Origin of the sequence: Pseudomonas sp. 2835 (assembly GCF_050435905.1) — a bacterium.
Lineage (GTDB): Bacteria > Pseudomonadota > Gammaproteobacteria > Pseudomonadales > Pseudomonadaceae > Aquipseudomonas.
On sequence record NZ_JBNDLE010000003.1, the window covers coordinates 353,896 to 370,672 of the forward strand.

Annotated in this window: 15 protein-coding genes and 1 pseudogene; 11 read left to right on the top strand and 5 right to left on the bottom strand. The window is 63.8% G+C overall.

Going from position 1 to position 16,777, the window contains the following annotated elements; genetic code table 11:
• Complete coding sequence (locus ABIE20_RS05800) at positions 1 to 417, bottom strand: hypothetical protein (protein WP_429503529.1); 417 nt, start codon at positions 415 to 417, stop codon at positions 1 to 3.
• A 200-nt stretch (positions 418 to 617) separates the two neighbouring features.
• Here ABIE20_RS05800 and ABIE20_RS05805 point away from each other — a divergent pair, with 200 nt between their 5' ends.
• On the top strand, positions 618 to 923 hold the full coding sequence (locus ABIE20_RS05805; RefSeq protein ID WP_429503530.1) for a DUF3509 domain-containing protein: 306 nt from the start codon (positions 618 to 620) through the stop codon (positions 921 to 923).
• Here the strand turns inward: ABIE20_RS05805 and ABIE20_RS05810 are convergent.
• Both ABIE20_RS05810 and hmpA read right to left on the bottom strand, forming a co-directional pair.
• Entirely contained in the window at positions 892 to 1,359 is a 468-nt protein-coding gene (locus ABIE20_RS05810; protein WP_429503532.1) for a phosphate-starvation-inducible protein PsiE, read from the bottom strand. The genes ABIE20_RS05805 and ABIE20_RS05810 overlap by 32 nt on opposite strands.
• 171 nt (positions 1,360 to 1,530) lie before the next feature.
• A complete protein-coding gene (gene hmpA, locus ABIE20_RS05815; protein ID WP_429503534.1) occupies positions 1,531 to 2,712 on the bottom strand; it encodes an NO-inducible flavohemoprotein in 1,182 nt (393 codons plus the stop codon).
• Between the two features lie 153 nt (positions 2,713 to 2,865).
• Here hmpA and norR point away from each other — a divergent pair, with 153 nt between their 5' ends.
• From norR to ABIE20_RS05835, 4 genes are all read left to right on the top strand, one after another.
• A complete protein-coding gene (gene norR, locus ABIE20_RS05820; RefSeq protein WP_429503536.1) occupies positions 2,866 to 4,419 on the top strand; it encodes a nitric oxide reductase transcriptional regulator NorR in 1,554 nt (517 codons plus the stop codon).
• An 80-nt stretch (positions 4,420 to 4,499) separates the two neighbouring features.
• A complete protein-coding gene (locus ABIE20_RS05825) occupies positions 4,500 to 5,399 on the top strand; it encodes a chemotaxis protein (protein ID WP_429503538.1) in 900 nt (299 codons plus the stop codon).
• 80 nt (positions 5,400 to 5,479) lie between these two features.
• Positions 5,480 to 5,791: a hypothetical protein gene (locus tag ABIE20_RS05830; RefSeq protein ID WP_429503540.1), complete on the top strand. Its 312-nt coding sequence runs from the start codon at positions 5,480 to 5,482 to the stop codon at positions 5,789 to 5,791.
• Positions 5,788 to 6,537, top strand: a complete 750-nt coding sequence (locus ABIE20_RS05835; protein ID WP_429503542.1) for a YkgJ family cysteine cluster protein — start codon at positions 5,788 to 5,790, stop codon at positions 6,535 to 6,537. The genes ABIE20_RS05830 and ABIE20_RS05835 overlap by 4 nt, the downstream gene beginning before the upstream one ends.
• Before the next feature lie 6 nt (positions 6,538 to 6,543).
• Here the strand turns inward: ABIE20_RS05835 and ABIE20_RS05840 are convergent, their stop codons facing one another.
• Together ABIE20_RS05840 and ABIE20_RS05845 are read right to left on the bottom strand one after the other, a co-directional pair.
• The gene (locus ABIE20_RS05840) at positions 6,544 to 7,608 is read right to left on the bottom strand and encodes a methyl-accepting chemotaxis protein (protein WP_429503698.1); all 1,065 of its coding nucleotides are present in this window, start codon (positions 7,606 to 7,608) and stop codon (positions 6,544 to 6,546) included.
• 237 nt (positions 7,609 to 7,845) lie between these two features.
• A pseudogene (locus tag ABIE20_RS05845) lies at positions 7,846 to 8,127 on the bottom strand (PAS domain-containing protein); the annotation flags it as partial.
• A gap of 294 nt (positions 8,128 to 8,421) precedes the next feature.
• Between ABIE20_RS05845 and ABIE20_RS05850 the strand changes: the two are divergent.
• From ABIE20_RS05850 to ABIE20_RS05875, 6 genes are all read left to right on the top strand, one after another.
• Complete coding sequence (locus ABIE20_RS05850) at positions 8,422 to 9,588, top strand: efflux RND transporter periplasmic adaptor subunit (protein ID WP_429503544.1); 1,167 nt, start codon at positions 8,422 to 8,424, stop codon at positions 9,586 to 9,588.
• Positions 9,585 to 12,677 carry a multidrug efflux RND transporter permease subunit gene (locus ABIE20_RS05855; protein ID WP_429503546.1) on the top strand — a complete coding sequence of 1,031 codons (3,093 nt, stop codon included), beginning with the start codon at positions 9,585 to 9,587 and terminating at the stop codon, positions 12,675 to 12,677. Before ABIE20_RS05850 ends, ABIE20_RS05855 begins: the two co-directional genes overlap by 4 nt.
• A 9-nt stretch (positions 12,678 to 12,686) precedes the next feature.
• On the top strand, positions 12,687 to 13,361 hold the full coding sequence (locus ABIE20_RS05860) for a heavy metal response regulator transcription factor (protein WP_429503547.1): 675 nt from the start codon (positions 12,687 to 12,689) through the stop codon (positions 13,359 to 13,361).
• The gene (locus ABIE20_RS05865) at positions 13,336 to 14,718 is read left to right on the top strand and encodes a heavy metal sensor histidine kinase (protein WP_429503549.1); all 1,383 of its coding nucleotides are present in this window, start codon (positions 13,336 to 13,338) and stop codon (positions 14,716 to 14,718) included. The genes ABIE20_RS05860 and ABIE20_RS05865 overlap by 26 nt, the downstream gene beginning before the upstream one ends.
• 183 nt (positions 14,719 to 14,901) lie before the next feature.
• Positions 14,902 to 15,117, top strand: coding sequence for a hypothetical protein (locus ABIE20_RS05870; RefSeq protein WP_429503551.1), 216 nt, complete (start codon positions 14,902 to 14,904; stop codon positions 15,115 to 15,117).
• A 206-nt stretch (positions 15,118 to 15,323) separates the two neighbouring features.
• Positions 15,324 to 16,655 (top strand): OprD family porin, encoded by a 1,332-nt coding sequence (locus ABIE20_RS05875; RefSeq protein ID WP_429503553.1) that lies wholly within the window; start codon positions 15,324 to 15,326, stop codon positions 16,653 to 16,655.
• The last annotated feature ends 122 nt before the right edge of the window (positions 16,656 to 16,777 follow it).

A 16,777-nucleotide genomic window follows, 5' to 3' on the forward strand; every position in this document is an offset into this window, starting at 1 on the left:
TCACCTCGCGCTCGTGAGGAAATCGTCCGCCATGGGTACACCGTGCTGCTTGCTGATCAGCACGGTGTTTTGTGGGGTGTCGATGATTTCATCACCGTTGCTCAAAGCACTGCCGACCAGGGCAATGGCCTGATCCTGCAGTTGCCCCTGGGCTCCGGCGCCACTGATGATGCGCGCGCGGCTGCCGTCCGGATACTCGGCATAGTCACCGGTCTGCGCCACGCGCACGACCTGGCCATCGTCCAGGGTGATGGTCAGTGGGGCGCTGGCCTGGCGAATGACACCCCCCTTGCGCGTGCGGCTGCCTTGGGTTGCCAGACGATAGATGGCTTCGGTAACAGGGGATGAAACGGCTGCGCTCTGTTGCGAAGTCAGCGCGTTGGTGAAGGGGGTGGCGGGTTGATTATTCCGTGTCATGTGAAGCTTCCTTGGGCAAATGAAGCCCGGAACCTAGCACGGAAAAGGTGGCCTTCTGCCTGGGCAGAGGCAATTCAGAAGCATCCCACTTGGTCGTAGGATTTAGCTGTCAGATATCGCAAAAGATCGTGAGAAAAATTACCTGAACCAACCCTCCCCCACCCGGTCAATCACTGCATGTCTTTGCCAGGTGAAGCACCATGATCAACCCTTTCGAACAGATCAACGACGCTTTTGCCCCCGAATACCGGGTCAACCTGAGTATCGAGCGGCTCGACGGCAGCATCATGCTGACCCTCTCCAACGACGCGGGCATCGTCGCCAAGCGGCTGATCAGCCCGGCCCAGCGCAACGACCCGCAGCGCCTGCAGCGCTTGATCGAGAGCGTCCAGTTCGGTATCGCTATCGAACAGGGCCACAGCGCCGTGGAAATCCTCGCCGCCATGACCCGTAACGGTGCAAAAGCCGGCCAGGTTACTTCGCTTCCTCGATCTCCTTGCCATTAGCATCGATGGCCTTAGTCGACGGGTAGCGGTACGAGGCGTAGCGCACCACCAGGATCGAAAACGCCAGCAGCAGGATGCCGCCGCACACGTAGAGCAAGCCGGGGTCGGGTGCCTTGTGGTGCGATACGTCGCCAATCAGCAGGCGGGTCAGCGCGGTGATCGCAACATACAGCAGGAAGCGGATCGGCATGTGGTTGGTCTTGAAGTAGATCCCCACCATGGCGCCGAGCTCGAGATAGATGAACAGCAGCAGGATGTCGTCGACGCTGACGCCCTTGCCGAGCATCTCGATGAAGGTGACCACTGCCGCGTAGGCGGTGATGCCACCGATGCCGAACAGGGCCAGGTAATGGAACGCCTCGACGCACAGGTTGCCCAGCGAGTCGGCCGAGCCATGCAGGCTCTTGCGCAGTTTGTCAGCCCAATTGATGCTCACGATACGGTTTCCTTGATACGGCTGGAAGGATGATGCGCCAGGCGCATGACGCTTAGTCTGCATGCAGTAAAAAGGCCAGGCCCCCTGCTTGAGAAGGCGACCGATTGCCGCAAGGCACAGCCATCGCTGGCCGTGCCCCCATCCTTTCAGTTCGTGGTTACCGAAACGTGTTTACTCAAGCGCCGAAGCCGGGCCGAAGAATTCGTAGCGGCTCTGCTGCTCGGGCACGCCCAGGCCCTTGAGGTGGCGCTTGATGGCGGCCATGAAGGCTTTCGGGCCGAGGAAGTAGGCATCCACATCACGCTCTTGCGGCAACCACTGGCCAAGCTGATCGGCGCTGAGCAAACCCACGGCGTCCGCCGGCTGGCTGACGCCATCGTCCTCGGCGTAGCAGTAGAAGCGCTTGACCTGCGGGTGGCGCGCTGCCAGTTCATCGACCCAGTCGCGGAAGGCGTGCACCGCGCCGTTGCGTGCGCAGTGAATGAAGTGCACCAACCGGCCGCTGTCCAGCGCCGCTTCGAGCATCGGCAAGGTCGGGGTGATGCCGACGCCGCCGCTGATCAGCACCAGCGGCTTGTCGCTGGCACTCAAGGTGAACTCGCCCGATGGCGGAAACAGGTTGATGCTGTCGCCTACCGCCAGTTGCTCGTGCAGGTAGTTGGAGACCTTGCCGCCGGCTTCGCGCTTGACGCTGATGCGGTACTGGCCGGCATTGCTCAGGGCCGACAGCGAGTAGTTGCGGCGCTGTTCGACGCCGTCGATCAGCAGTTGCAGGCCGATGTACTGGCCGGGCTCGGCTTGCAGGATCGCGCCGCCATCAACCGGGGCGAAGTAGAACGAGACGATCTCGCTACTCTCCTCGACCCGCTCGACCAGCTTGAATGCACGCGCGCCACGCCAGCCGCCAGGGGCCGCGGCTTTTTGTGCATAGACCTCGCCTTCGGCACCGATGAGGATATCGGCCAGTTGCTGATAGGCCGCGCCCCAGGCGGCGATAACTTCGGGGGTGGCGATGTCTTTGCCAAGGACCTCTTCGATGGCGCGCAGCAGGCAGCTACCGACGATCGGGTAATGTTCCGGCAGGATCTGCAAGGCCACATGCTTGTTGATGATCTGGCCGACCAGGCCACCCAGCTGTTCGAGCTGGTCGATGTGCCGGGCGTACATCAGCACGCCATTGGCCAGGGCCCGTGGCTGGTCGCCGCTGGCCTGGTGGGCCTGGTTGAACAGCGGGCGCACTTGGGGGTACTCGCTGAGCATCAGCTTGTAGAAATGGGTGGTCAGCGCTTCACCACCGCTTTCCAGCAGGGGCACGGTGGCTTTGACGATTGCACGATCCTGGGCATTGAGCATGGATGACTCCTGAGCCTGTGGCTTCTTGATGAATGCCTGAGTTATTACAGCTTTCGTGCCAACTATTTAATTCATATAAATCAATAAGTTATAAATTAAAGAGTCATAAAGACAACATCTGCGATATAGTCATTTTGACCCATAGGAGTCTTTATGACCGCAAAATCCCTGCTCACCGCCTTGCTGCCGCTGGTCAGCGACCTGTCGCGCGAATTGCCCGAACGCGAGCGCTACCGGCGCCTGCTCCAAGCCATGCGCAGCCTGCTGCCGTGCGATGCCGCCGCGCTGTTGCGCCTGGACGGTGAATGGCTGGTGCCCCTGGCGGTGGACGGCTTGAGCACCGATACCCTCGGGCGGCGTTTCAAGGTCGATGAACATCCACGCTTTGCCACCATCCTCAGCCGTGAAGAGCCCACCCGCTTTGCCAGTGACAGTGATCTGCCCGACCCCTACGACGGCCTGGTCGAGGGCCTGCACCAGCATCTTGAGGTGCACGACTGCATGGGTTGCCCGCTGTTTGTGGATGAACAGCCCTGGGGCCTGATCACCCTCGATGCGCTCGACCCGGAGCAGTTCCAGCAGGTCGAGCTCGATGCCCTGCAGGCCTTTGCCAGCCTGGCCGCGGCTACGGTCAATGTTGCCGAGCGCATCGAACACCTGGCCCTGCGCGCCGAAGACGAACACCAGCGCGCCGAGGTGTATCGCCAGGCCAGCGGCCAGCAGCACAAGGAACTGATCGGTCAGAGCAAGGCGCACAAACGCCTGCTGGAGGAAATCCGCCTGGTCGGCAGCAGCGACCTGACGGTGTTGATCACCGGCGAAACCGGGGTCGGCAAGGAGCTGGTGGCCCAGGCCATCCACCAGGCCTCGAGCCGCGCCGAACGGCCGATGATCAGCCTCAACTGTGCGGCGCTGCCCGACACCCTGGTCGAGAGCGAACTGTTCGGCCATGTGCGTGGCGCCTTTACCGGCGCGGTGGGCGAGCGCCGCGGCAAATTCGAGCTGGCCAATGGCGGCACGTTGTTTCTCGATGAAGTCGGCGAGCTGTCGCTGAGCGTGCAGGCCAAGCTGTTGCGCGTGCTGCAGAGCGGCCAGTTGCAACGCCTGGGCTCGGACCAGGAGCACCGCGTCGATGTGCGCCTGATCGCCGCCACCAACCGCGACCTGGCCGAAGAAGTGCGCGCCGGGCGCTACCGCGCCGACTTCTACCATCGCCTGAGCGTGTATCCGCTGCTGGTACCGCCGCTGCGTGAGCGCGGGCGCGATGTGCTGCTGCTCAGCGGCTACTTTCTCGAACAGAACCGCTCGCGCATGGGCCTCGGTAGCCTGCGCCTGAGCGCCGAAGCCCAGGCCGCGCTGCTTGCCTACAACTGGCCGGGCAATGTGCGCGAGCTGGAACATCTTATCGGCCGCTCGGCGCTCAAGGCCCTGGGGCAACATGCGCAACGACCGAAAATCCTCACACTGGAGGCCGCGGACCTGGACCTGCGCCCGATCGAGGCGCTGCCGACACAAGCCGAAACACAGCCGTTGGTCGAAGCGCCGCTACCCGTTGGCGACCTGCGCCAGGCCCTGGATGACTACCAGCGCCAGCTGATCCAGGCCTGCCTGGAGCGCCACCAGCAGAACTGGGCCAGCACCGCCCGCGAGCTGGGCCTGGACCGGGCCAATCTCAGTCGCCTGGCGCGGCGCTTGGGTCTACGCTGATTTCACCGAGTGATTAAAGCCACGGGCTGCCGGGTCGATAACCTGGCATCTCCCCCTATTACTCTGCCCTGAAGGTGCCTATGGCGTCGCAAAATGCCCGCGCGGACTCGCTGTCGCTGCTGCTGTTTACCCTGCGCAGCGGCAAGCTGATGGCGATCAACCTGCTCAAGGTCAGTGAAATCATCCCCTGCCCGCCGCTGACCAAGCTGCCGGAGTCGCACCCCCACGTCAAAGGCGTGGCCACCTTGCGCGGCAACTCGCTGTCGGTCATCGACCTGTCCCGGGCCATCGGCGAACGGCCGCTGGAAGACCCGCACGGCGGCTGCCTGATCGTCACCGACATCAGCCGCTCCAAACAGGGCCTGCACGTGCAGGCGGTGAGCAAGATCGTCCATTGCCTGAGCACCGACATCAAGCCGCCGCCCTACGGCTCGGGGAGCAAGTCGTTCATCACCGGCGTGACCCGGGTCGACAACACCCTGGTGCAGGTGCTGGATATCGAGAAGGTCATCCACGGCATCGCCCCGCCGCCCCACGAGGTGGTCACTTCCGAGCTCAATGCCGAAGACGCCGCGGTGCTGGCTGCCACCAACATTCTGGTGGTCGATGACAGCCAGGTGGCCCTGCAGCAATCGGTGCACACCCTGCGCAACCTCGGCATTGAATGCCACACCGCGCGCAGCGCCAAGGATGCGATCAATACCCTGCTGGAGCTGCAGGGCACCGAGCGCGAAATCAACGTGGTGGTGTCGGACATCGAGATGTCGGAGATGGACGGCTACGCCTTCACCCGCACCCTGCGCGAAACCCCGGACTTCCAGCACCTCTACGTGCTGCTGCATACCTCGCTGGACAGCGCCATGAACAGCGACAAAGCCAAGGATGCCGGGGCCAACGCGGTGCTGACCAAGTTCTCCTCGCCGGAGCTGACCGACTGCCTGATCGTCGCCGCCCGCACCGTGGCCTTCGAAGAACGCTGATACATACCCGGGAAGTGCTGCGCTTGAATGTGCCTGAGGCTCAGGCACAATTGTACGCACACCTTTGCGAGTACCCGCCCATGAAAGCCCTCCTCTTCGCCCTGCTCGGCTGCGCTGTGTTCAGTGCCGGAGCCCAGGCTTCCAGCAGCCAGGCCTGGAGCGAGCATGAACAGCAAGTACTCAAGAGCTGTATCGCCGCCAGCCAGCTCAAGCAGGTCAAGGCCCTGGGCAAGGCCGCCGAGTTCGACGACCGCGTCGGTTACAGCGCCCTGCTGCTCGAAGGCCGCTACCCGCAAAAACACATGAACAACCGCAAGAGCACCGAGTTGTGCCTGTTCGATAAAAAGCGCAAGGCGGCGTTCGTCACCGAGTGGGCGCCTGGCCAACCGTGAACAGCGCACCTGCCTCCGATATCCGTTTCGATTGCACCGGCTGCGGCAAATGCTGCAGCGGGCATCATGTACCCCTGACCCTCAGCGAGGCTCGCCAATGGGCTGGCTCTGGCGGCCAGGTCATCGTCCTGGTCGAAGCCTTCCTCGCCAACGGCCTGGGCTTGCCGGCCGAGCAGCGCGAACACGCCATGCGCCGCTCCTGGCCGGTGCCCTGCGGCAGCAGCGAAGCCTGGGTGACCATCACCTTCGCCGCCTTCAACCCCGGCCGCTGCCGCAACCTGGATGACGACAACCGCTGCGCCATTTACGAGATCCGCCCGCTGGTGTGCCGCATCTACCCGATGGAAATCAATCCGCACATCCCGTTGCGCCCCGAAGCCAAAGACTGCCCGAGCGAAGCCTGGCAAAGCGGCCCGGCGCTAATCCACGGCAATCAGTTGGTCGATAAACGCCTGGCGGAGCTGATCGAGCGTTCGCGCCAGGCCGACCGCGATGATATCCGCGCCAAGGTTGCCATCTGCCAGGCACTGGGCATCGATGTCAGCGCGCTCAAGGGCAATGGTTTTACCGCTTACCTGCCCGACACCGCCGCGCTGGACCAGGCCCTGCAACAACCAGCGCTGGAGCAGCCACTGGCGCCGTGGACGCTGCATGTGGTCGACCCGGCCTTGAGCGCCGAGCTTGAAGCCTGCGGCGCCCAGGTGTGCAGCGAACCGGGCCTGTACTACAGCTTCATCGGTTTCTGAATCGCCCTACTGGCAACGCCGCCAGAACTCATCCGCCAGCCGGCGCAGGTCTTGCGCCAGCCCGGCCACGTCGGTGGCGCTCAAGTGGCTCTGCTGGCCGACCTGCACCGTAGCTTCGCTGGCCTGGCGAATGCTGATGATGTTGCGGTTGATGCTCTCGCTGACCTGGCTTTGCTGCTCGACTGCCGCGGCAATCTGCAGGCTCATTTCGCTGATCTGGTTGACCCGCAGGCTGATGCCGTCCAGGGCGCTGGCGGCGCGCTGCGCCTGTTCGACACTGTGCCCGGCATGTTCGCTGCTCTGCTGCATGACCTGCACCGCCTCACGGGCGCCATTTTGCAGGGCGCTGATCATCCGCTGGATTTCATGGGTCGACTGCGCGGTGCGTTGGGCCAGGCCGCGTACCTCGTCGGCGACCACGGCAAAACCGCGGCCCTGATCGCCGGCACGGGCGGCTTCAATGGCGGCATTGAGGGCCAGCAGGTTGGTCTGCTCGGCGATGCCGCGAATCACCTCGAGCACCCCGGTGATCTCGCTGCTGTGGCTTTCCAGATTGTGGATAACTTCAGTGGCCGAACTCAGCGAGTTGGCCAGGTTCTGGATGGCGCTGCGGTTAAGATCGACCAGCTGATGCCCGGCCTGGGTTTCACCTTCGGCCTGATCGGCGGCCTGGGAGGCCTGCTGGGCGCTGCTGGCCACCTGGGCGACGCTGGCGGCCATCTGGTTAATCGCGGTGGCTACCTGATCGGCTTCGCTCTGTTGCTCCAGGCTGTTGCTATGGCTGCTTTGCAGCGACTGGGCAAGGCTGCCGGAGTGCCCGGCCAGGCGCCGCGAGGTGTCGCCGATACGCCCGACCACCGCACCCAACTGGCCCTTGAGCATGCGCAGGGCGAAGTCGATCTGGCCGATGCCGTCGCGCCGACCGGTGTACAGCTGCTGGCTCAAGGGGTTGTCAGCGATGGCCTGGGCCTGGACCCGCAGGCGCTCCAGCGGGCGCAGGGCAATGAAGATCATCAACGCCGCCAGGCCGCTGGCCACAATCAGCTCCAGCGCACCTTGCCATGGCAGCACCGGCAGCAGCAGGCGGCTGATGGCAAACACCGCCGCCAGCGCCAGGGTCACCCCGCCCCACAACTGCCAGCCCAACCCCACCACCGGCAGACGCTGCCACCAGCGGTTGCGACCACTGCGCAGGTGGGCGTAACAACGCTCGGCGGCCTCGACCTGCTCGGCACTGGGTTTGGTCCGCACCGACTGATACTCCACGGCCTGACCGTTGCTGGAGATGGGCGTGACGAAAGCGCTGACCCAGTAATGGTCGCCGTTCTTGCAACGGTTTTTCACCAGGCCCATCCATGAGCGGCCGCTTTTCAGCGTCTGCCACATCTGGGCGAAGGCCTGGGGCGGCATGTCCGGGTGGCGGACGATATGGTGGGGGTTGCCGATCAACTCTTCGCGGGTAAAGCCACTGATCTTGATGAAATCGTCATTGGCGTAGGTGATCTGGCTGGTCAGGTCAGTGGTGGAAAGGATATTGGCGTCACCGGGATAATCCACATTGCGACCGGTCACAGGCAAATTGCTCTTCATCGGAGGCACTCGTTTTTGTCGGGGAGAATCGGCAGGGCGTACGACTTTAGTGGCAATTTTTTGCCCAATCTTGATCCAGCTCAGGATATTGGCACTTGGCCATTATCGGGCTGAAATACACAGAATCTGCTGTGTTGGCTGCTCGGGCCTCATCGCCGGCAAGGCCGGCTCCCACAATGGAGCTGTGTACTCCACCGAACCTGTCAGCCCTGTCAGTTAGCCGTCACTCTGCTGACCTGATGGAGCAGCTATAACGCTAAATACCGACCCCTGCGCACGCGGTGCCCTGCAAGCATGTCAATCAAGCCTCGTTCCGTCGTTATCTGCGCCCTGCTTATCGCCCTGGCAGGCACTGCCCTGTGGCTGGTCAACCGCCCCGGCAAGGAACAATCCACCACCACCAGCGCCATCCCGGTGCGCGTGGTCAGCGTCAAGCAACAGGACGTGCCGCGCTTTGTCAGCGGTATCGGTTCGGTGCTTTCGCTGCACAGCGTGGTGATTCGCCCGCAGGTCGAGGGGGTGCTGACGCAGTTGCGGGTCAAGGAGGGCCAGGCGGTCAAGCAAGGCGACCTGCTGGCCACCATCGACGATCGTTCGATTCGCGCCAGCCTCGAGCAGGCCAAGGCCCAACTGGGCCAGAGCCAGGCGCAGTTGCAGGTGGCCGAGGTCGACCTCAAGCGCTACCGCCTGCTGAGTACCGACAACAGCGTCTCAAAGCAGACCCTCGACCAGCAGCAGGCGCTGTTCAACCAGCTCAAGGCCACGGTACTCGGCAACCAGGCAGCCATTGCCGCCGCCCAGGTGCAGCTGTCTTACACGCAGATTCGCTCGCCGGTGACCGGCCGGGTCGGTATTCGCAATGTCGACGAGGGCAACTTCCTGCGCGTGGCCGACACCCAGGGGCTGTTCAGCGTGACCCAGATCGACCCGATCGGCGTCGAGTTCTCACTGCCGCAGCAACTGCTGCCAACCCTGCAAGGCCTGCTCACCGCGCCAACCCCGGCGGTGGTGCAAGCCTACCTGGAAGGCGACGGCGACAGCGGCGGCACGCTGCTGGGCGAGGGCAGGCTTAGCCTGATCGACAACCAGGTGGCGGCCAACACCGGCACCATCCGGGTCAAGGCCGAGTTCGCCAACCCGGATGCGCGGCTGTGGCCCGGGCAACTGGTGACCCTCAAGCTGCAGACCGCGCTGGATCAAAAAGCCCTGGTGGTGCCGCCGCAAGTGGTGCAGCGCGGTATCGACGGCCACTACGTATACCGCCTCAATGGCGACAAGGTCGACAGCGTGCCGGTCAAGGTGCTGTACCAGGACAGCGTGCTGAATATTATTGCCGGGGTCGCAGCGGGCGACCAGTTGGTGTCCGACGGCCAGTCGCGGCTCAGGCCCGGCGCCCATGTCGAAGTCGCCCCTGAGGCGCCGCCGGTAGAAGACGTCACCAGCGCCAAGGTGCAGCCATGAACCCGCGCGGCTCGATCAGTGCCTGGTGCATCGACCGCCCGATCGCCACCCTGCTGCTGACCTTCGCCCTGGTGCTGCTCGGGGTCATCGCCTTTCCGCGCCTGCCGGTGGCGCCATTGCCCGAAGCCGATTTCCCGACCATCCAGGTCACCGCACAACTGCCCGGCGCCAGCCCGGAAACCATGGCCTCGTCGGTGGCCACGCCGCTGGAGGTGCAGTTCAGCGCCATCCCCGGCATGACCCAGATGACCTCCAGCAGCGCCCTGGGCTCGACCAACCTGATCTTGCAATTCACCCTCGACAAAAGCATCGACACCGCCGCCCAGGAAGTCCAGGCGGCGATCAACACCGCCACCGCGCGCCTGCCCCAGGACATGCCCAGCCCGCCGACCTGGCGCAAGGTCAACCCGGCCGACAGCCCGGTACTGATCCTTACCGTAAGCTCGGCGCAGATGCCGGCCAACGAGCTCAGTGATTACGCCGAAACCCTGCTGGCCCGCCAGTTGAGCCAGATCGACGGTGTCGGTTTGATCAACATCACCGGGCAACTGCGCCCGGCCATCCGCGTGCAGGCCCAGCCAGAAAAACTCGCCGCCCTGGGCCTGACCCTGGCCGACCTGCGCCTGGCCATCCAGCAAACCAGCCTGAACCTGGCCAAGGGCGCGCTGTACGGGCAGAACAGCGTGTCGACCATTGCCACCAACGACCAGTTGTTCCACCCCGAGGAATACGCCCAACTGATCGTCTCGTACCGCGACGGCGCACCGGTACATCTGCAGGATGTCGCCAAGGTGATCAATGGCGCCGAAAACGCTTACGTCAAAGCCTGGTCGGGTGAGCAGCAGGGCCTGAACCTGGTGGTGTTCCGCCAGCCCGGGGCGAACATCGTCGATACCGTCGACGGCATCATGGCGGCCTTGCCGGGGCTTGAGCAGATGCTGCCGGCATCCGTGCAGGTATCGGTGCTCAACGACCGCACCCAGACCATCCGCGCCTCGCTGCACGAGGTGGAGATCACCCTGATGATCGCCGTGCTGCTGGTGATCGGGGTGATGGCGCTGTTCCTGCGCCAATGGTCGGCGACCCTGATCGTGTCGAGCGTGCTCGGCGTGTCGCTGGTGGCCAGCTTCGCCCTGATGTACCTGTTCGGCTTCAGCCTCAATAACCTGACCCTGGTGGCTATCGTCATCTCCGTGGGCTTTGTGGTGGATGACGCGATCGTGGTGGTGGACAACATCCACCGTCACCTGGAAGCCGGCGACGGCATGCGCGAGGCGGCGATCAAGGGTTCGGGGGAAATCGGCTTTACCGTGGTGTCGATCAGCTTCTCGCTGATTGCCGCGTTCATTCCGTTGCTGTTCATGGGTGGCGTGGTCGGGCGGCTGTTCAAGGAGTTCGCCCTCACCGCCACCTCGACCATCCTGATTTCCGTGGTGGTGTCGCTGACCCTGGCGCCGACCCTTTGCGCCCTGTTCATGCGCCGCCCGCAGCACAACGCGCAGGACACCCCCAGCCGCCTGCTCGGCTGGTACGAGCGCGGGCTGGTCAAGGCCCTGGCCCACCAGCGACTGATGCTGGGCCTGTTCGGCCTGACCTTCGCCCTGGCGGTGGTTGGCTACATTGCCATCCCCAAAGGCTTCTTCCCGGTACAGGACACCGGCTTCGTGCTCGGTACCAGCGAGGCGGCGGCCGATGTGTCCTACCCGGACATGCTCGAAAAACATAAGGCGCTGGCCAGGATCGTCGAGGCCGACCCGGCCGTTCGGGCCTTCTCCCACGCCGTTGGAGTGACCGGCAGCAACCAGACCATTGCCAACGGCCGCTTCTGGATCGCCCTCAAGGACCGTGGCGATCGCGATGTGTCGGCTAGCGAATTCATCGACCGCCTGCGACCGAAACTGGCCAAGGTGCCGGGCGTGGTCCTGTACCTGCGCGCCGGCCAGGACATCAACCTCAGCTCCGGTCCGAGCCGCAGCCAGTACCAGTACGTGCTCAAGAGCAACGACGGCCCGGCCCTGAACCTCTGGACCCAGCGCCTGACCGAGCGGCTGAAGGCCAACCCGGCCTTTCGCGACCTGTCCAACGACCTGCAACTGGGCGCCAGCGTCACCCGCATCGACATCGACCGCAAGGCCGCGGCGCGTTTCGGCCTGACCACCACCGACGTCGACCAGGCGCTCTACGATGCCTTCGGCCAGCGGCAGATCAGCGAGTTCCAGACCGAGACCAACCAGTACAAGGTGATCCTCGAGCTCGACGCCCGCCAGCGCGGCAAGGCCGAAAGCCTCAACTACTTCTACCTGCGCTCGCCCTTGAGCGGCGAGATGGTGCCGCTGTCGGTGCTGGCCAAGGTCGCGGTGCCGAGCACCGGGCCGCTGTCGATCTCCCATGACGGCCTGTTCCCGGCCGCCAACCTGTCGTTCAACCTGGCGCCCGGCGTGGCCTTGGGCGACGCGGTGCAGATTCTTGAACGCACCCAGCGCGAACTGGGCATGCCCGACTCGATCATCGGCACCTTCCAGGGCGCGGCCCAGGCCTTCCAGAGTTCGCTGTCGAGCCAGCCGTGGCTGATCCTCGCGGCGCTGGTGGCGGTGTATATCATCCTCGGCGTGCTCTACGAGAGCTTTGTCCACCCGCTGACCATCATCTCCACCCTGCCCTCGGCCGGGCTCGGCGCCCTGGCGCTGTTATGGCTGTCGGGCGAGGATTTTTCGATCATGGGCCTGATCGGCATCGTGCTGCTGATTGGCATCGTCAAGAAGAACGGCATCCTGCTCATCGACTTTGCCCTCGACGCCCAGCGCCACCAGGGCCTGAGCGCCGAAGAGGCGATCCACAAGGCCTGCCTGACGCGCTTTCGGCCGATCATGATGACCACCCTCGCCGCCCTGCTCGGCGCCGTGCCGCTGATGTTCGGCATGGGCGCCGGCGCCGAGCTGCGCCAGCCGCTGGGCATTGCCGTGGTCGGCGGGCTGCTGGTCAGCCAGGCCCTGACACTGTTCACCACACCGGTCATATACTTGGCCCTGGAGCGCCTGTTCCACCGGCGCCAGACGGCCGTGACCATGGCGCAAACCGATGCCAGTTGAGAGCCGATCATGCGTGTGCTGATTATCGAAGACGAACAAAAGACCGCCGACTACCTGCACCGCGGCCTGAGCGAGCAAGGCTTTACCGTAGACCTGGCGCGCGACGGTATCGATGGCCTGCACATGGCCCTGGAAGGTGACTACGCGGTGATCGTCCTCGATGTGATGCTCCCGGGCCTGGACGGCTACGGTGTGCTGCGCGCCCTGCGTGCGCGCAAGCAGACGCCGGTGATCATGCTCACCGCCCGCGAGCGGGTCGAAGACCGCATTCATGGCCTGCGCGAAGGCGCCGACGATTACCTCGGCAAGCCGTTCTCGTTCCTCGAACTGGTCGCCCGCCTGCAAGCCCTGACCCGCCGTGGCGGCGCCCATGAGCCGGTGCAGATCCAGGTTGCCGACCTCTGGGTCGACCTGATCAGCCGCAAGGCCAGCCGCGCAGGGCAACGTCTGGACCTGACCGCCAAGGAGTTCTCGCTGCTCAGCGTGCTGGCCCGCCGGCATGGCGAAATTTTGTCGAAGACGGCGATTGCCGAGCTGGTCTGGGATATCAACTTCGACAGCGACGCCAACGTCGTCGAAGTGGCGATCAAGCGCCTGCGCGCCAAGCTCGACGGGCCTTTCGAAACCAAACTGCTGCACACCATCCGAGGCATGGGCTATGTTCTGGAAAACCGTGCCGACTAACTCCATCGCCCTGCGCCTGAGCGCGCTGTTCACCCTGGTGGCGCTGGGTGTGTTCCTGGTGATCGGTACCGCGCTGTATAAACAGGTCGACCGCAGCCTCGACCTGTTGCCCACCGCCGAGCTTGAGGCGCGCTTCAGCGTGCTGGAGTCGTCGCTGACCCGCTACGACACCCGCGAGCACTGGCAAAAGATCACCAACAAACTCAATTTGCTCAGCGAAGAAGACCGGCGCATCCGCTTCTGGGTGGTCAGCGACAGCAGCCCGTTCGAATACGGCCAGCCGGATGCCAGCCTGCGCACCTTTGCCCAGGGCCCGCTGGGCATGCGCGACCTGCGCCTGGCCGCCAGCCCCTATCCGTACAAGGTGCTGGTCAGCGAACTGCCGGCCATGGGCAAGCGCCCGGCCCTGCGTTTTTTGATCGGCATCGACACCGAGACCTTCTGGCACACCCAACACACCTTGCTGGTGGCGATCATCAGCCTGTCGTTGCTCGGTGTGGTGCTGGCCTCGTTGCTCGGCTACTGGGTGGCGCGCTATGGCCTGCGGCCGTTGCTGGCGCTCTCGGCCGAAGCACAAAAGCTGGCGCCACCGCGCCTGAGCGGGCGCCTGCAACTGGCCGACCTGGCGCCGGAGCTGGCGCAGTTTGCCAGCGCCTTCAACTCGACCCTGGAGCGCGTCGACCAGGCCTACAGCCGCCTGGAAGCCTTCAACGCCGACGTCGCCCACGAACTGCGCTCGCCGCTGACCAACCTGATCGGCCAGACCCAGGTCGCCCTGACCCGTGGACGCAGCGCCGAGCATTATTTCGAGGTGCTGCAATCGAACCTTGAAGAGCTGGAGCGGCTGCGCAGCATCATCAACGACATGCTCTTCCTCGCCAGCGCCGACCAGGGCAGCAAGGCCACGGCGCTGACCAGCAGCTCGCTGGCCGAAGAAGTGGCGACCACCCTCGACTACCTGGATTACATCCTCGAGGACGCGCGCATCCGCGTGCAGGTCAGCGGCGATGCCCAGGCGCGGATCGAAAAGGCCCAGTTGCGCCGGGCGCTGATCAACCTGCTGAACAACGCGGTGCAGCACACCTTGCCCGAGCAGGTGATCCAGGTGCGCATCGAAGAGCAGGACGGCCAGGTGAGCATCGCCGTGAGCAACCCCGGGCCTGCGATTGGCGAGGAACACCTGGCGATGCTGTTCGAGCGCTTCTACCGGGTGGATGCAGCGCGCAGCAACAGCGGCGCTGGTAATCACGGGCTGGGGCTGGCGATCGTCAAGGCGATTGCGCTGATGCACGGCGGCAGCGTGTTTGTGCGCAGCCAGGCGGGGGCCAATACCTTCGGGATCCTGTTGCCGGCTTGAGGGCCTCATCACCCCTCCCTGTGGGAGCTGGCCTTGCCAGCGATGGGCTGCGAAAGCAGCCCCCGGCCAACTATTACCTTTGACGCAACAGTGCTTATCCCAAAAGTAACTGTTTCTATCACCCATTTCCGACTAATTTACTCAGACCTAATTCACACTTGCCAAGCAAGAAGGTTGTTGCAAATGTCCAACAGTATGGGTGTTGCCAGCGTATTCGTCCTGTCGTCCCTGTTGCTGTCGCCACTGGCCATGGCTGAAGAATCCCCGGCCTTTGTTGCCCGTAATGCCGAGCGTGCCGCTGTCGTTCAGCAAGCCATCGCCGCGCACAAGGCCGAGCAGGCCCAGGGCCTGGAACAGACCGCCTCCAAGGCTCAAGCGAGTGACGCTTCCGATATCTGATCGCGCCACGTTCCACCCCTTCGACTCCCTCGATGGCCGCACAGGTGACTTGAGCGCCTGTGCGGTTGTCTTTCAAAGCCGCTGCCGATCAGCGGCTTTTTTTTCGTGTGTCGAAAAGTGCCAGCGCGCTGGCTCGTTTGTTCATAACAAGACCGTCTTTCGCACAATAAAAACTGCCGTACATTCACCCCAAGGAGTCCACACCGGTGAACACTGCTTTACGCTTCACCCCGCTGTTCGTTGCATTGGCTGCAACGATGCCCTTCAGCGCCCAGGCCGACGAGGAAAAGGCCGAAGGTTTTATCGAAGGGTCGAGCCTCAACGTGCACGCACGCAACTACTACCTGAACCGCAACCAGCTGCTGCCAGGCGTGCGTGACAACCGCGAATGGGGCCAGGGTTTTCTCGGCAAGTTCGAATCGGGCTACACCCCGGGCACGGTCGGTTTCGGCCTCGATGCCCACGCCATGCTCGGGCTGAAACTCGACGGCGGTGGCGGTACTTCCGGCTCGAGTATTTTGCCGATCAACACCAAGGGTGATGGCGAACCGGGCAAGGCCCACGATTCGTTCTCTACCGCCGGCGCCGCGCTGAAGATGAAAGCCTTCGACACCGAACTCAAGGCCGGCGACCTGTTCCTCACCAACCCGGTGATCGCCGGCGGTGAGTCGCGCATGCTGCCGCAGACCTTCCGCGGCGTCAGCATCACCAACAACAGCGTTGACGGGGTGATGCTCGAAGCCGGCCAGGCCAGCTTCACCAAGCCCTACAACCAGAGCGGCCACCGGCGCATCGACACCTTTTACGGCCATCTGCCGGACGAGCGCGACAGCCGCCACCTGAACTGGGCGGGCGTGGCCTGGAGCGGCGTGCCGAACCTGACCTCGAGCCTGTATGCCGCCGAGCTCAAGGACATCTGGAACCAGTACTACTTCGACCTCGACTACACCTGGCAGCTCAACGAGCTGGTCAGCCTCAACCCCGGCCTGCACTTCTATCACACCCAGGACACCGGCCAGGCGTTGCTCGGGCATATCGACAACAACACCTACAGCCTGCATTTCACCGTCAACGTCGGCTACAACAGCCTCACCGCGGTGTACCAGCGGGTCAACGGCAACACGCCGTTCGACTACATCAACCAGGGCGACAGCGTCTTTCTCGACAACTCGCAGATCTACTCGGACTTCAACGGCCCCAACGAGCGCTCGTGGAAGCTCAAGTACGCCTACGACTTCGCCGGTGCCGGCATCCCCGGCCTGACCTCGATTGTGTCCTACTCGCGCGGTGAGCTGGACATGAGCAAGGTCGATCCCAACAGCGTCGGCTACGGCCACTGGTACAACGCCGACGGCGAGAATGCCCAGCACTGGGAACGTGACGTCGACCTGCAGTACGTATTCCAGGAAGGCCAGCTCAAGGACCTTTCAGTGCTGCTGCGCTGGGCCTCGCACCGTGGCACCCAGGGCTACTCGCACATCGACAACGATGTCGACGAGTACCGGGTGATCGTTGACTACCCGCTGAACATTTTCTGATCAAACCTGTAGGCGCGAGCTTGCCTCGCGATTGCGATGTGGCTGACCCATCGCAATCGCGGGGCAAGCCCGCTCCCACATTCGTCAGAAGACACCATTAAATCCTTGTCCGACAATTCGCG

Coding starts and splice junctions, on each gene's coding strand:
- ABIE20_RS05800 (WP_429503529.1), bottom strand. CDS start 417: ATGACACGGAATAATCAACCCGCCACCCCCTTCACCAACGCGCTGACT.
- ABIE20_RS05805 (WP_429503530.1), top strand. CDS start 618: ATGATCAACCCTTTCGAACAGATCAACGACGCTTTTGCCCCCGAATAC.
- hmpA (WP_429503534.1), bottom strand. CDS start 2,712: ATGCTCAATGCCCAGGATCGTGCAATCGTCAAAGCCACCGTGCCCCTG.
- norR (WP_429503536.1), top strand. CDS start 2,866: ATGACCGCAAAATCCCTGCTCACCGCCTTGCTGCCGCTGGTCAGCGAC.
- ABIE20_RS05825 (WP_429503538.1), top strand. CDS start 4,500: ATGGCGTCGCAAAATGCCCGCGCGGACTCGCTGTCGCTGCTGCTGTTT.
- ABIE20_RS05830 (WP_429503540.1), top strand. CDS start 5,480: ATGAAAGCCCTCCTCTTCGCCCTGCTCGGCTGCGCTGTGTTCAGTGCC.
- ABIE20_RS05850 (WP_429503544.1), top strand. CDS start 8,422: ATGTCAATCAAGCCTCGTTCCGTCGTTATCTGCGCCCTGCTTATCGCC.
- ABIE20_RS05855 (WP_429503546.1), top strand. CDS start 9,585: ATGAACCCGCGCGGCTCGATCAGTGCCTGGTGCATCGACCGCCCGATC.
- ABIE20_RS05860 (WP_429503547.1), top strand. CDS start 12,687: ATGCGTGTGCTGATTATCGAAGACGAACAAAAGACCGCCGACTACCTG.
- ABIE20_RS05865 (WP_429503549.1), top strand. CDS start 13,336: ATGTTCTGGAAAACCGTGCCGACTAACTCCATCGCCCTGCGCCTGAGC.
- ABIE20_RS05870 (WP_429503551.1), top strand. CDS start 14,902: ATGTCCAACAGTATGGGTGTTGCCAGCGTATTCGTCCTGTCGTCCCTG.